At 62.1% G+C, this 14256-nt stretch carries 16 protein-coding genes; 12 read left to right on the top strand and 4 right to left on the bottom strand.

What is annotated here, in order from left to right; all coding sequences use genetic code 11:
- Positions 1-133 precede the first annotated feature (133 nt).
- Positions 134-1051, bottom strand: a complete 918-nt coding sequence (locus tag CMI59_RS14900) for a LysR family transcriptional regulator (protein WP_293329024.1) — start codon at positions 1049-1051, stop codon at positions 134-136.
- A gap of 120 nt (positions 1052-1171) precedes the next feature.
- On the opposite strand from CMI59_RS14900, the gene wrbA reads away from it, so the two are divergent.
- From wrbA to CMI59_RS14885, 3 genes are all read left to right on the top strand, one after another.
- Positions 1172-1783 (top strand): NAD(P)H:quinone oxidoreductase, encoded by a 612-nt coding sequence (gene wrbA, locus CMI59_RS14895; RefSeq protein WP_293329023.1) that lies wholly within the window; start codon positions 1172-1174, stop codon positions 1781-1783.
- A gap of 152 nt (positions 1784-1935) precedes the next feature.
- Positions 1936-2649 (top strand): pirin-like bicupin family protein, encoded by a 714-nt coding sequence (locus CMI59_RS14890; RefSeq protein ID WP_293329022.1) that lies wholly within the window; start codon positions 1936-1938, stop codon positions 2647-2649.
- Positions 2650-2679: 30 nt separating this feature from the next.
- Positions 2680-3672 carry a glutathione S-transferase family protein gene (locus CMI59_RS14885; protein WP_293329021.1) on the top strand — a complete coding sequence of 331 codons (993 nt, stop codon included), beginning with the start codon at positions 2680-2682 and terminating at the stop codon, positions 3670-3672.
- Here the strand turns inward: CMI59_RS14885 and CMI59_RS14880 are convergent.
- On the bottom strand, positions 3669-4049 hold the full coding sequence (locus CMI59_RS14880) for a hypothetical protein (protein WP_293329020.1): 381 nt from the start codon (positions 4047-4049) through the stop codon (positions 3669-3671). The two genes, CMI59_RS14885 and CMI59_RS14880, sit on opposite strands and share 4 nt — an antisense overlap.
- A 47-nt stretch (positions 4050-4096) precedes the next feature.
- Positions 4097-4579, bottom strand: coding sequence for an NUDIX domain-containing protein (locus CMI59_RS14875; protein WP_293329019.1), 483 nt, complete (start codon positions 4577-4579; stop codon positions 4097-4099).
- A gap of 357 nt (positions 4580-4936) precedes the next feature.
- On the opposite strand from CMI59_RS14875, the gene CMI59_RS14870 reads away from it, so the two are divergent.
- The 5 genes from CMI59_RS14870 (at position 4937) to CMI59_RS14850 (ending at position 8549) form a co-directional block, all read left to right on the top strand.
- Positions 4937-5821, top strand: a complete 885-nt coding sequence (locus tag CMI59_RS14870) for a hypothetical protein (protein ID WP_293329018.1) — start codon at positions 4937-4939, stop codon at positions 5819-5821.
- Between the two features lie 122 nt (positions 5822-5943).
- Positions 5944-6816: a methyltransferase domain-containing protein gene (locus CMI59_RS14865; protein ID WP_293329017.1), complete on the top strand. Its 873-nt coding sequence runs from the start codon at positions 5944-5946 to the stop codon at positions 6814-6816.
- A 139-nt stretch (positions 6817-6955) separates the two neighbouring features.
- A complete protein-coding gene (locus CMI59_RS14860; protein WP_293329016.1) occupies positions 6956-7468 on the top strand; it encodes a response regulator in 513 nt (170 codons plus the stop codon).
- Between the two features lie 11 nt (positions 7469-7479).
- Positions 7480-8004, top strand: a complete 525-nt coding sequence (locus CMI59_RS14855) for a hypothetical protein (protein WP_293329015.1) — start codon at positions 7480-7482, stop codon at positions 8002-8004.
- On the top strand, positions 8001-8549 hold the full coding sequence (locus tag CMI59_RS14850; protein WP_293329014.1) for a response regulator: 549 nt from the start codon (positions 8001-8003) through the stop codon (positions 8547-8549). The genes CMI59_RS14855 and CMI59_RS14850 overlap by 4 nt, the downstream gene beginning before the upstream one ends.
- Here CMI59_RS14850 and CMI59_RS14845 read toward each other — a convergent pair.
- Positions 8506-9327, bottom strand: coding sequence for an alpha/beta hydrolase (locus CMI59_RS14845; RefSeq protein ID WP_293329013.1), 822 nt, complete (start codon positions 9325-9327; stop codon positions 8506-8508). The genes CMI59_RS14850 and CMI59_RS14845 overlap by 44 nt on opposite strands.
- Before the next feature lie 187 nt (positions 9328-9514).
- Between CMI59_RS14845 and CMI59_RS14840 the strand changes: the two genes are divergently transcribed.
- The 4 genes from CMI59_RS14840 (at position 9515) to CMI59_RS14825 (ending at position 14008) form a co-directional block, all read left to right on the top strand.
- Positions 9515-10651 (top strand): ferritin-like domain-containing protein, encoded by a 1137-nt coding sequence (locus CMI59_RS14840; protein WP_293329012.1) that lies wholly within the window; start codon positions 9515-9517, stop codon positions 10649-10651.
- A gap of 198 nt (positions 10652-10849) precedes the next feature.
- Positions 10850-12472: an acyl-CoA synthetase gene (locus tag CMI59_RS14835; RefSeq protein ID WP_293329011.1), complete on the top strand. Its 1623-nt coding sequence runs from the start codon at positions 10850-10852 to the stop codon at positions 12470-12472.
- A complete protein-coding gene (locus tag CMI59_RS14830) occupies positions 12472-12951 on the top strand; it encodes a nuclear transport factor 2 family protein (RefSeq protein WP_293329010.1) in 480 nt (159 codons plus the stop codon). The genes CMI59_RS14835 and CMI59_RS14830 overlap by 1 nt, the downstream gene beginning before the upstream one ends.
- Before the next feature lie 16 nt (positions 12952-12967).
- Entirely contained in the window at positions 12968-14008 is a 1041-nt protein-coding gene (locus CMI59_RS14825; protein ID WP_293329009.1) for a 2-hydroxyacid dehydrogenase, read from the top strand.
- Positions 14009-14256 lie beyond the last annotated feature (248 nt).

Genomic DNA, 14256 nt, shown 5'->3' with positions numbered 1-14256 from the left:
CCTCCGATGCATGGCTCCTGATCGCCTCCATCCGACGCTCCACAAGGCTCATCGCAAGGGCTTGAAATCAATGGGTATTAATTTTGAGTCCGACTCTAATAAGTGGACCTTTTCCGGATCACTAAATCCTTCTCTATAGCTTCACTTCCCAAGGCGCGACGCCCGGGCCGAATTTCTCCACGGCGAAATCCACGAAGGCGCGGACCTTGGGCGCCAGAAGATGCGTGTGCGGATAGATGGCGTGAAGCCGCAAAGGCTCATCCTCCCATTCCGTCATCACCGCTTCGAGGGTTCCCGCCTTCAACTCCTCCCAGACGATGAAATCCGGAAAGAAGCCAATGGCTCCGCCTGCCTTCAACATCGGCACCATGGCGTCGGCATTGTTGCAATAGAGCTGGCCTTCCCGCTCCACCTCGATCCGCTTGCCGGAGGGCGAGCGAAGGCGAATGACCTCCGGTCGGGGCTGGATCGAATAGAACATGAAGCGATGGCGCTTCAGCTCGTCCGGCGTTTGCGGTCGGCCATGCTTTTCGAAATAGGCGGGCGCGGCCACCAGCAAGCGGCGCACGGGCGCAAGCTGGCGCGCGATCAGGCTTGAATCCTCCAGCTCCGAAACGCGCAGGGACACGTCGAACCCTTCCTCGATGAGGTCCACGCGCCGGTCGTTGAGCGCGAGATCCACGGTGAGGTCCGGATAGCGTTCGAGAAACTCCGGGATCACATTCGATAATTGCCGGATCCCGAAGGTCATCGGCGCGTTGACGCGCAAACGGCCCTGCACGGCGCCCTGCACATGGGTGACGCAGGCCTCCGCATCCGCCGCCTCCGCCACGATGCGCTGCGCGCGCTCGTAAACCACCGCGCCTGCCTCGGTCACGCTGAGGCGCCGCGTCGTCCGATTGAGAAGGCGCACGCCCAGCCCCTCCTCCAGCGCGGCGACCTGACGGCTCACCATGCTTTTGGACAGGTGCAGAGCTTCCGCCGCGGCGGTGAAACTGCCCGTCTCCACCACCTGCGCAAAAACGGCGAAGGCATTGAGGTCCAGCGTCATTTTCTCACCATTGAAACAATCTATTGAGGAAATGATGGATTGGAACTTTCGGAGAAGCAAATACATTTCACTCAACGAGCGAAACACCCTCGAACGACATCCCAGTCAAAGGAGAGCGACATGGCGGACGAAACGAAAATTCTGGTGCTCTATCACAGCTCCTACGGCCATATCGAAACCATGGCCAAGGCCGTGGCCGAAGGCGCGGCGAGCGAAAGCGGCGTCAGCGTGGATTTGAAGCGCGTGCCGGAGACCATGCCCGAAGACCTGATGAACGAAGCGGGCATGAAAACCGATCAGGAAGCCCCCGTGGCCGCCCCGCATGAGCTTGCCGGATATGACGCGGTGATCTTCGGCTCGCCCACCCGCTTCGGCAACATGACGGGCCAGATGCGCAGTTTCCTCGACCAGACCGGCGGTCTCTGGGCCAAGGGCGCACTCACCGGCAAGGTCGGCAGCGTCTTCACCTCCACCGGCACCGGCGCAGGCAACGAGACGACCATCACCTCGTTCCACAACACGCTGATCCACCACGGCATGGTCATTGTCGGCCTGCCCTATGCGGTGGCGAACGAACTCTTCGACATTTCTAACGTGCGCGGCGGATCGCCCTATGGCGCCTCGACACTGGCCGGCGGCGACGGATCCCGCCAGCCGTCCGAGAAGGAACTTTCCATGGCGCGGAAGCAGGGCGCGCATGTCGCCTCTATCGCCCGGAAACTCAAAGGCTAGCGAAAGCCTGACCTGACAAATACCTGCCTTGCGGAAGGCTCTCCCCCTCCCCCCACTTCCGCAAGGTACAGCCCGCCACGCGTCCCTCCCCCGTATTGCATAAAGGGGCGCGTGGCGGTCCCCGTCATTCGGGAGGAGAGAGGAACAAGGTCATGATCGAAATTCGCGATTTCGAAAGCCTCGGGCATGCCGACCATGGCTGGCTGGACGCCCGGCATCATTTTTCCTTCGGGCAGTATCACGACGCTGCGCGGATGGGCTGGGGTGCGCTTCGCGTCTGGAACGACGACCGCATCGCGCCGAAAACGGGTTTCCCCCCGCATGGCCATCGCGACATGGAGATCGTCACTTTCGTGCGCAAAGGCGCAATCACCCATCGCGACCACATGAACAATGAAGGCCGCACGAAAGCGGGCGACGTTCAGGTGATGTCGGCAGGCAAGGGCGTGCGGCACGAGGAATGGAACCTGGAAGACGAAGAAACGACGCTCTTCCAGATCTGGATCGAAACCAACCGCCCCGGCATCGCTCCCCGCTGGGAGCAGGCGGCGTTTCCCGAAGGCACGCGCGAAGGAAAGCTCGCGCGGCTGGCCAGCGGCAAACCGGACGCCCCGGCGGACGCTCTCTGGATCGCGGCGGATGCCGAGGTACTGGGTGCCACGCTTACCGCCGGAAATGCGGTGACCCATGAAACGGGCAAGGAGCGCTATCTCTATCTCGTGCCCTCGAAAGGCAGCGTGACCGTAAACGGTGTGCATGTGCCCGAACGCGCAGGCGCGGCGATCCGCGATGTCGAAAAACTCGTCATCGAGGCCGCAGAAGATGCCGAAATCGTGCTGGTGGACATACCGCCCGCCACAACCTGAAACGAAGCGCAGGACAGATAGGAGCGCGAAATGGGACAGCTTGTCGACGGCGAATGGAAGACCGAGGAAACCATTGCCAAAACGAGCGAGGGACGCTTCCAGCGCCCCTCCTCCACCTTTCGCAACTGGGTAACGGCGGATGGCCGCGCCGGCCCCACCGGCAAGCCGGGCTTCAAGGCGGAAGCCGGTCGCTATCACCTCTATGTCTCGTTCGCCTGCCCCTGGGCGCATCGCACGCTCATCTTCCGCAAGCTCAAAGGCCTTGACGACAAGATTTCGCTGAACGTGGTCGATCCGCTGATGCTGGATGAAGGCTGGACGCTGAAGAATAGCGACGACGACACCACGCCCGATACGATCAATGGCAAGACACGACTCTACGAGGTCTACCAGCTTGCCGACCCCGACTATTCGGGCCGTGTGACGGTGCCCGTCCTCTGGGACAAGGAGACCGGCACCATCGTCAGCAATGAATCAGCCGACATCATTCGCATGCTGAACTCGGCTTTCGACGGGCTGGAAGGCGTCGACGCGGATCTCGACTTCTATCCCGACGGATCGCACGAGGAAATCGATACGCTGAACGCATCCATCTACGACAAGATCAATAACGGGGTCTACAAGGCGGGCTTTGCGACGACGCAGGACGCTTACAAAGAAGCTGTCACCGCGCTTTTCGAAGAACTCGACCGGCTGGACGAGCGTTTGTCACACCGGCGCTATCTGACCGGCAACCGTCCGACGGAAGCTGATTGGCGGCTTTTCCCGACGCTGGTCCGGTTCGATCCCGTCTATGTCGGCCATTTCAAATGCAATATCCGCCGCATTGCCGACTATCCGAACCTGTCGAACTATCTGCGCGACCTCTATCAGGTGCCGGGCGTGAAGGAGACGGTCAATATCGGCCACATCAAGCGGCACTATTACGCGAGCCATCGCCACATCAACCCGACAGGCATCATCCCCGCCGGGCCCGTGCTCGACCTCGACGCGCCGCATGACCGCGACCGTTTCGAAAGCTAGTCGGCCGCAAGCGCCTTATCGCGCATAAGGAGCAGCCGGTTCACGACCGCACCGCGATTGCGGGCCTCGCTATAGCGGTCCATGCGCGACATGCCAAAATGATAGGCCTTCAGCGCCGCATCGCCGGACTGCCTGACGGACCGGTCGAGATCGAGAAACACGCAGGCCGTGTTGCGGTGGTTCTCGCGCCCGAAATCCTCGCAATAGCGCACCGAGGCGCGAAGCATCCGCAATTGTTTCGTGTCGAGGGCGTCCAGCTCTGCCTTGTCGGTCGGCAGCGCCGCCCAATCGACCTCATCCTGCGCAAACGCCGGTCCCGGCGCCAGAACGGATACCGAAACGACCATCGCAAGAAAAATACCGATCAGCGTTTTCATATTCCCCCTCCTTCTTTTCAGCAGAGCATGGCCGGACCGGCGATCAATCACCAGAACTCGTCCGGCTCCGCCCCTTCGACCGCCTCGCCGATCCGCCGCCGCGTACCCGGCGACACATCTTCGGGCAAACGGTCCAGCGCAAAGAAATCCCATTCGGCAATCTCCCGGTCGGGCGCCCAGGCGCCACGCTCCCAGGCATCGCTTTCTATGTCGAACAAGGCCACATGATCCGATTTGAACTCCCGGAAATTGGCATAAATCCCCATAAGCCGGGCCTGGCCATGCAGGATAAGTCCCGTTTCTTCCTGCAATTCGCGGCGGACAGCCTGATGCATGGTCTCGGAGCGGTCCACCCCGCCCCCCGGCAGATACCAGCCCGCGAGATAGGTATGGCGGACCAGAAGAATGCGCCCCTCCTCATCGCGGACAAGTGCCCGCACCCCCGCGGTCAGCGGCCGTGTCAGCCGCCAGTAAAGGCGCGCCGCGGGACTGAAAAGGCGCTTGAAAGCGAATTGCCGGATCCGGGACATGAGTGTGAGCGTAGCGCAAGAAAGACAATCCCGCATTCAGCACTCGTCAACTATCTCCACGCTAGCCTCTTTCCCGGCTACTGGCTGTGAATTCCCACCGCCGGGAGCCGGGCTTTGCGAGGGTGCGCGGCCCGACCGTTTTCCAGTCAGGTGGAAACACCTGCCGGTTCGGAAAACGGTCCGAACGATAAGTGACGAGCAGATTTTCCTGACTAGATCGGATCGCAAAGCGGCTCAATCTAGTCAGGAAAATCTGCTCAAGGGGCAGTTGACGATATGAAGATTTTCTCGCGCTTCAGGGCACGGCAAAGAGAAACCGAACCGACCGAGGCAACGCCCCGGGCGACGCGGGAGGCCATGGATCGGGCCCTGCGCGGCACCTCGCGCCATAGCGGCTCTGTTTCCGCCGCCGAACTCGGCCAGCGAATCGCGACCTCGCTTTCCACCGTGGAAACCGCCGTGCTGGCCATCGACGCCGTGAGCGATCTGCTGCGCGAAGCCGCCGATCTCGCGGCGGATGCCGCGCGCAGCGACGATCCCGGCCGCCGGGCGCTCCTTGCCGGGCGCTATGACGACCTCCGAAGCGAAATCGACGCGATTGTCGGGTCCGCATCGCATAACCGGATCAACCTGATTGCCGGGCGGCGCTCTCCCCGGCATCCGGTAAGCTTCGAAATCATCCTGGATACCGAAGGGCGCCGCGGCCTTGCCGTCCCCCTCGTCAATCTCACCACATCCGCCGAGGGCCTTTCCCTCTCCCCGCCCCGCAGCGCATTCGAGCACGATGAAGAGATCGACATGATCCTCTGCGAAATCGACCGCGCCCGCGATGTCACCGAAAATGCCGCTGCGGCCCTGGCCGACCATGCCTCGCTTGTGGCCGAGCGCATCGAGGCCCTGCGCCACGAAGCCGGCGAACGGAACATCGATTCCAGCGTCCCGACGGGGGCCGATACGCCGGAAGACGAATTGCAGATCGACGACGATGGCGAGACCGCGCTGAACGAAACGCTGCGCGCCCCCGATGCGATGGACGAAAACATGAGCGCCGTCGAAGACAAGCTGCAGGCGCTGGCCGAGCGGCTGAACCGGCGCGTGGGCGAAGCCGCTGAACTCGCAGCGCAACATCAGGACCAGGGTGCCGATCAGGGCGAGGACGCGGACGAAACGTTGATCCTCGACAACGAGCTTCTGCCCGCCCCTTCCGATCCATATGACCCCGATCCCGACGAACGGGACTGAGCGTTTCATCCTCGCCTCCCCGCTCCCGCCGTCCAGGAGCAGATCCCGATCCGGCAGATGTTTCCACCTCGCCGGAAAACGGTCTAGGCTGCGCGCAAGAAACACATCGGGAGCGCGTAGATATGAGCGAGCAGACAAGCCTGTCCAATGACGACCAGATCAAATACTGGAACGGCCGCAGCGGCGAAAAATGGGTCGCCAATCAGGCGCGTATGGACCGCGTTCTCGCGCCCTACTCTCAAGCCGTGATCGAAACCCTCGCACCTGAGAAAGGCGAGCGTGCGATCGATATCGGCTGCGGCTGCGGTGTCACCACGCGCGCCATCGCCGAACGCACCGGCAAGGAAGGCCTGGCGCTCGGCGTCGACGTCTCCCGCCCCATGATCGAACATGCGCGCGCATTGGCGGCGGCGGAAAACAATCCCGCCGAATTCCTGCTCGCCGACGCATCCAGCCACATCTTCGACGGTCCCGGTTTCGACATGCTGGCCTCACGTTTCGGCGTGATGTTCTTTGCCGATCCAGACGCCGCCTTCGCCCATCTGCATGGCACGATGAAGCCGGGCGGACGGCTGGCCTTCGTCTGCTGGCGTCCGCTGACCGAAAACAGCTGGTTTCATGTCCCGCTCTTTGCCGCCCTCGAACATGTCGAAGCCCCAGAACCGCCCGCACCCGGCGCGCCGGGTCCCTTCGCCTTTCAGGACAAGGACCGCGTGAACGCCATCCTGTCGGGCGCGGGCTTCGGCGATATCTCCATCGATCAACTCGATGCGGAAATGACGATGGGCCGGACCGACAGCGACGCAGGCGACGCGGTGGAGGATGCGCTTCATCAATCGCTCGAGGTCGGCCCCTTCTCACGCCTTTTCGTCGACCTGGACGACACCGCCCGCGAAAAGGCCATAGGCGCCGTCCGCAAGGCACTGGCCGCCCACAATACCGACCGCGGCGTGGTCCTGAACGGTTCGGTCTGGCTCGTCACCGCCAACGCCTGAGGGGATATGTAAACGAAGGGGTAACCTTACGTCCGCCCTTTGTTAACCAATCCGTTCTATCGTCGCGCTGTTGAAGCTGACGTATTCGCGAGGGCACCGGCAACCGCCGGAACGCGATGCGGCACTGCGCAGGTGGGGTATGACGGCACAATCCTTATTCGAGCCAATCAGCGTATTGGTGGTGGATGACAGCGCCTATATGCGGCAATTGCTGCTGGGGCTGCTGAATGCGCTCGAGGTCGGGAAAACATTTCTCGGCGCGAATGGCGAAGAGGGGCTGGACCTCTACAGGCGCCACAGGCCCGACGTCGTCATTACCGATGCCGCCATGGAACCGGGCGACGGCTTCGATCTGGTAAAGCGGCTTCGCGCCATCGACTGCACGGAGATGAGCACCGCGCCCATTATCATGGTCTCGGGCCATACCGACGTCGCATCCGTTGAAAAAGCGCGCGATGCCGGCATCACCGCGTTCCTCTCCAAACCCATCTCCGCGGCCACCCTCTATCGGCGGCTTGCCGAAGTCGTGTGCTATCCCCGCGCCTTCATCGAAACCGACACCTATCGCGGCCCGGACCGCCGCCGCCGCGATACGCCCTTCGAGGGTGTGGACCGGCGGCAGGCAGCCGCCCCGCAGGTCACCTTGCTCTAGGAAATCCGGATATGTCGGAGAACGACCTCATCAAAGCATCGCAAAAGGGCGAGACGCGCATCCTGAAGGTGCCCTCGATCGCCAAACGCAAGCTGGGCCAGGACATCACCGACCCTGTGCGCCTCGATCCGCGCGTCCTCGAAAAGATGCAGGACACCATCAAGAGCCTGGAATCGAAATATGCCGAGGCTCTTTCCGAGCAGGTAACGCGCCTGATCGAATTGTCCGACCCGGCCGCCAACGGCGATGCCCGGTCCGCCGCCGACCTCTACACCATCGCCCATGACATTCGCGGTCTCGCCGGCACCTTCGGGCGCCCGCTGGTCGGCCGCTTTGCCAATCTGCTCTGCACCTATATCGAGGGACACGACAATATCGGGCCGCTGGAAAACAGCATCATCCGCTTTCACGTGGAAGCGATCCGCGAAGCGCTGAAGAACCCGGACAGCGATCCCAACCTTGCCTCCGAAACGCTGCGGGCCCTCGAAAACCTGATCATGGCGACGATGAACCAGACCAGGCTCGCCGCGGGATGACGGAAAGCGTATCCGACCTCTTCGCCGGGCTGAAAATTCTCGTCGTCGAAGACAGCAGCGAAATGCGGCGCCTTGTCGTGGCGCTTCTGGAAAGCATGGGCATCGGCGAAATCGTCGAGGCGCATGACGGCCGATCCGGACTTGCCGCCTTCGCCGCCCACACCCCCGATCTCGTCATCACCGACGGCGCCATGGCCCCGATGAACGGCTATGAAATGACACGCCGCATTCGCAATGCGTGCGACCCGTCCGATGCGAAACCGGCTGTGCCGATTCTGATGATCTCGGGCCATCTCGGTCAGGCGACCGTCGACCAGGCGCGTATCGACGGCGTCACCGACTATCTGGCCAAACCGCTCACCGCCGAGCTGCTCTACGATCGCGTTCTGGCGGCTCTGACGGATGAGCACACCATTCTGGCCAAAGAGGGTTATGTCGGGCCAGCGCCCCGGCGGTCGTTGACCGTCCACAAGGCGGAAGACGACGAATTGCGGGCCGCGGCTAGCCGGTCACCTCGCCGAGGAACCGCCCGATCATCGGATTGATGATCTCCGGCGCCTCCCAGAAGGGCGTGTGGCCAAGACCGGCCAGCACATGCACCTTGCCCTCCCAGAGGTTCCGGTAGGTCAGTCCGACAAGATATTCATTATTCACGAAGGGCTCTTTTTCGCCCGTGACCACCGCCAGCGGGAGCGGCGAAGTGGCGACGATTTCCTTCTCGTCCATGTCGAGCCCGGCCACGGCGCTTTCCATCATCATGGGACGGAAGCGGCCATCCGCCCGGATCGCGGCGGCCACCATCCAGTCTTCCAGCGGCATATGCGTGCCGATACCGTTATGCGCCTGCTGGCGCGCTTCATCCGGCGTGAATTCGGGCTTGAAGGTGAAGCCCATTTCATCGGACGGCAGGAAGGCCGCCATCATGTCTTCCGCAGACGCGCCGGTCGGCGGCGTCCCCGTGATCCAGGCGCCCTGCGCGCCCGGCCAGCGTGCCATCATTTCCAGCGCGATATGCCCGCCCAGCGACCAGCCGATGATGACCGCCTTGCCGACGCCCAGATTGTCGAGAAATTCCATCGCCGCATCGGCAAACCCGTGAATGGAATAGGTCTGGGAGGGATCGCGCGCATTCTCGCTCTCGCCATGCCCGGGCAGGTCCATGGCGATGAGACGGTACTTCGCGCCGAGCTCGCTATCGAACTGGCGGGCGAAAATCTCCTTCGCCGAGGAGTTGCCATGCACCATCAAAACAGCCGGGCCCTGCCCCCCGCTTTCGGCATAGGCGATGCGCCCATGGCTCGTTTCCACGAAATTTCCCGACATCCAGCCCTCTTTTCCCTTTGTTTTCCGCCACGCGAACCGCGCCGGATACAAAAAATGACATATGCGTCACTATTTTTTGCATCCATTAACCTCTACCTTTATAGTGTTTTTAGAGACCAGAACGCGAGCGGGGAGGAGCCGGCTTTCGCGCCGGGCGTCTTTGCATACGCAATAGGGCAGGAGAACCATGACCAGCAAGATCACCACCAACATCACCGTCGACGACGCCTATGAGGCAGTCGCCCCCGACGATTTCGGCGCCATGATGGAAGTGGACCGCTACGGCAAGCGCTCCACCGCATTCGACAAGATCATTTCCGCGACCCATGACCATTTCTGGGATCCGCAAGACACGAAATACATCGATTTCTCCCAGCCGTTCGACATGGAGAACGAGTATCTCGTCGACCCCGACCTCTTCGCCGACCTGAAGACCGCCGTCGGCGACAAGCTCGACGAGAAGCAGAAGATCAAGCTCGTCAATCTCGACACGCAGTGGTCGCTTTCCTCGATCCTACACGGTGAAGCGGGCGCCCTCGCGCTGTCCGCCAGCCTCTGCCACATCCTGAAGGATCCGGGCGCGCAGGAATACGCCGCCAACCAGACGCGCGAAGAAGCGCGCCATGTGGCCGGCTTCTCCAACTATATCAAGGCCCGCTGGGGCAAGCCCGTGGCCGTCGGCCCGGCCCTCGGCGACATCCTCACGGACATCGTCAACTCGCCGCTCGTCTGGAAGAAGATCGTGGGCATGCAGATGCTGGTTGAAGGCCTCGCCATGGGCGCCTTCGCGACCTTCTACAAGTCCGGTCGCGACCCGCTCATGGTGCACCTGATGCAGCTGACCATGACGGACGAGGCCTTCCATCACAAGTTCGGCAAGATCTGGGCCGACCGCACCATTCCGAAGCTCGCGCCCGAGCAGCGCGACGCGATCGAGGACTGGGCCTGGGAAGTCTTCCAGGTGCTGCTCTTCAATCTCGGCTCGCCCGAGCAGAAGAAGCACATCTACGAAGCCGTGGGCCTCGACTGGGAATGGGTGCAGGGCGCTTTCATGGAAGCCATGACGGACGCCAACATCCGCGACGAGATGCAGGAATCCACCAACATCTTCCGTGTGTTGATCAAGACCCTTCTCAAGGCCGGCATCATCACCGACCGCACCTCCATGAACTATGCCGCCTTCATCGACATGAAGGAGCTTTACGGCGAGGGCGACCGGATGGGCGGCGACGACATCGCCGAGGAAGGCATCAAGTACCTCATGAAGCTGAACGGCCAGGAGGGCGGCGCCTACTCCCTCGACAAGATGACGGCCGCCGAATAATCCGGCTTCATCGGCAAGAAATCGGGCGGCGCTTTCGGGCGCCGCCTTTTTTGTTGGGGCAACTGCCCATTGCTGACATTCCTGAAAGCAAGATGGAGATGACGCCGCCTCGATTCCCGTTATCATGGCGCCCAAAGAAATCAGGGAAGCGGGCACGAATTCCGCTCCCGGCAAGAACAAGTTTTTGGGAGGAATAAAATGGCCTGGAATTTCGGGGACATTCTCGACGCAATCTCGCCTGAGCTGCCGCAGGACGCCCCTGCCCTCATTCATGGCGACCGCGTTATCACCTGGGGAGAAGCGACCAAACGCTCCAACAATCTTGGCCGCGCCATGCTGGATCGCGGCATCGAGCCCGGCGACAAATGCGCCTTCTATATGCGCAACCGCCCCGAATACAGCGAACTGCTGATGGCCTGCTTCAAGGCGCAGCTGACGCATGTGAACGTGAACTACCGCTACAAGGCGGGCGAAGTCCTTTACATCTTCGACAATTCCGACGCGACCGTGGTCGTCTATGGATCGGAATTCCGGGACATCATCGAGGAAATCCGTCCGCAACTCACCAAGGTGAAGCTTTTCATCGAAGTGGCCGAAAGCGCCGATGCGCCGATCGCCTCCTTCGCGGAAAACTACGAAAAGCTCGCCACCACCGGCAGCGGCGAAAAGCTCGACATCAAGCGCTCCCCCGACGACATGCTCTTCATCTATACCGGCGGCACGACCGGCATGCCGAAAGGCGTGATGTGGACGCATAACGCGCTGCGCGAGACCCAGCTTTCCGCGCTGCGCCGCCTCGGCCCGGCGCCTGAAACCATGCCCGAATTGATCGAGGCCATCCGCACCGAAGGCCCCGGCCAGACCATGATCCCGGCCTGCCCGCTCATGCACGGCACCGGCCTGCTGACCGCGCTGGGCACCATCGTCAGCGGCGGCTGCGTGGTGACGCTGGATGCGCCCTCCTTCGAGCCGCATGAAATGTGGGAAGCGGTGGACCGCAACAAGGTGAACTCGCTCTCCATCGTGGGCGACGCTTTCGCCAAGCCCATGCTGCGCGCGCTGCAGGAAAAGCCCGGCGCCTACGACCTCTCCTCCATCGCGACCATCGTCTCCTCCGGCGTGATGTGGAGCCGCGACGTGAAGAAGGGCCTGCTGGAATACATGCCCGAAGCCATCATGACCGACAGCTTCGGCGCCTCGGAGGCCGTCGGCCTCGGCTCCTCGCTGATGACGAAGGACGGCGAAATCAATACGGCGAGCTTCCAGATCGGCGAACGCTGCAAGGTCTTCGACGAACAAGACGAGCCGGTGGAACCCGGCTCCGGCAAGCCGGGCTTCATCGCACTGGGCGAGCCCATTCCGCTCGGCTACTACAAGGACCCGGAAAAGAGCGCCAAGACCTTCAAGACCGTCAGGGGCGAACGCTATTCCATTCCCGGCGACTGGTGCCTGGTGGAACCGGACGGCACGCTGACGCTGCTGGGCCGCGGCTCGGTCTGCATCAACACGGCCGGTGAAAAGGTCTACCCGGAAGAAGTCGAGGAAGTGCTGAAGCTCCACCCCGACGTGGAAGATGCGCTGGTGGTCGGCATTCCCGACGAGAAATGGGGACAGGCCGTGACCGCCGTCATCCACCTTGCGCAAGGCGCACAGTTCGACGAGGAAGCCATCCGCGTCCATGTCCGCGAAAGCCTGGCAGGCTACAAGACGCCCAAGCGCGTGCTGGTCGGCAATGCCGTTCCCTTCCGCGCGCCCAACGGCAAGGCGGACTACAAGTCCGTGACCGCCTTCGCCAAGGACGAACTTGGAGTGCCTGCCTGATGACGCAGGACGAATTCGCGAAACTGCTTGCCCGTTTCTGCGCCGCTGCCAATGCTGGCGACGGGCAAGCCTTCGCGGCCTGTTTCACCGAAGATGCCGTCTATCACGACTACATCTATGGCGATCACAAAGGCCGCGAAGAGATCGCGCATATGATGTCGCATATGTTCCATCGCGACGCGGGCGATTATGACTGGCGGATGTTCGATCCCGTCTGCAACGGCGATCTCGGCTATGCCTGGTCGCTCTCGAAATTCACCTCCAAAGTGCCCGAATATGAAGGCAACAAGGTCGTGATCGACGGCATGAGCCGCTTCGAACTGAAGGACGGGCTCATCGCCGATTACCGCGAAAGCGTGAATGGCGGCGTCGCCATGGTACAGTTGGGCGTCGAGGAACCGCGGGTCTATGGCGTGTTGCGCAAATGGGCACGGCAACTGAAAGAGCAGCCCGAGGTTCGCGACTACCTCGCCGACTAGACCGAAAGCCCGCCTTATGAAACTTGCCCTGCTCGGCCAGACCTGCGCCGACAATCTGGATCATCTGAAAGCCTGCCTGACAAGCGACTGGGAGATCGGCCTCTGGCTCCCCGACGATCCGGTGGACAAGGGCGAGGCGCTGGTAGGCGATGCCGATGCCATCGTCGTCGGCTCCGACACACTCGTCTCAGGCGGTGCGTTCCAGCTCATCCCCAAGGCAGAAAAACTCAAACTCTTCCAGATTCCCTTCGCAGGCTATGACTGGATGAAACCCGAAGGCGTGCCCGAGGGCTGCCTCGTCTGCAATGCGCTGGGACACGAGCAGACCATGGCGGAGTTCATCGTCGCGAGCCTGCTGGAATGGGAGATCGGTTTCCGCAGGCTCGACGCTAGTTTCCGCGAAGGCTCCTGGAAATATCAGGGCGCGAACCGCGATCCGGGCTCGCTCCATGGCGAAGTTTACGGCAAGACGCTCGGGCTTTTCGGTTATGGCAACATCTCGAAAGAGACGGCGAAACGCGCCCGCGCCTTCGGCATGAAGGTTTGCGCAATCGCCCGCTCCCCTCGTGACACAACGCCCGAAAACCTCGACTGGATCGGCACACGGGAGGATATGCCCCGCCTGCTGGCGGAGAGCGATTACATCGCGCTTGCCTGCGACCTCAACAACGAAACCCGCCACGCCTTCGACGCGGCTGCGTTCGCACAGATGAAACCGGAAGCCGTGATCGTCAATGTCGCGCGCGGCCCGGTCGCGGAGGAAGAGGCACTCTATAACGCATTGGCGAACCGGCAGATCGCGGGGGCGGTGATCGACACCTGGTACATCTACCCGAACCGCCCGCTCCCCGGCGGCACGCCGGAGGCCTCGCCCCGCCCGTCGAGATTCCCCTTCCATGAGCTGGACAATCTCATCATGACGCCGCACTGCTCCGCCCATACGGTCGGCGCAGATCTTCGCCGCTGGGAATCCATCGCCCGAAACCTCGATTCCCTCGCCGCGGGCCGCGAGCCGGAAACCGTTGTCATGCTCGGGACGCGCGAACCACAGATCTGAACAGCCGTCCCGCTTCCGTAAGATTTGCCGCCCGGGCGGCGGCTGATAAAGTGTCACCCAGACAAGAACTCAATATCAGCGAGGATCTAATGGAAGCGCTCGAAACGTTCCGCCAGGAAGTGAGGGAGTGGCTCGAAACAAACTGCCCTGCCTCCATGCGCACCCCCATGCCGGAAGAGGAATCTCCCTGGGGTGGCCGCAATGCGAGCTGGCCGAACCCGGACTCCAAGGTATGGCTCGACAATATG

It is taken from the genome of Parvibaculum sp. (assembly GCF_002684405.1).
In the GTDB taxonomy this organism is placed as follows: Bacteria; Pseudomonadota; Alphaproteobacteria; order Parvibaculales; family Parvibaculaceae; genus Parvibaculum.
Note: the sequence above shows the minus strand (reverse complement) of the source record. Positions and strands in the feature narration are given on the sequence as shown.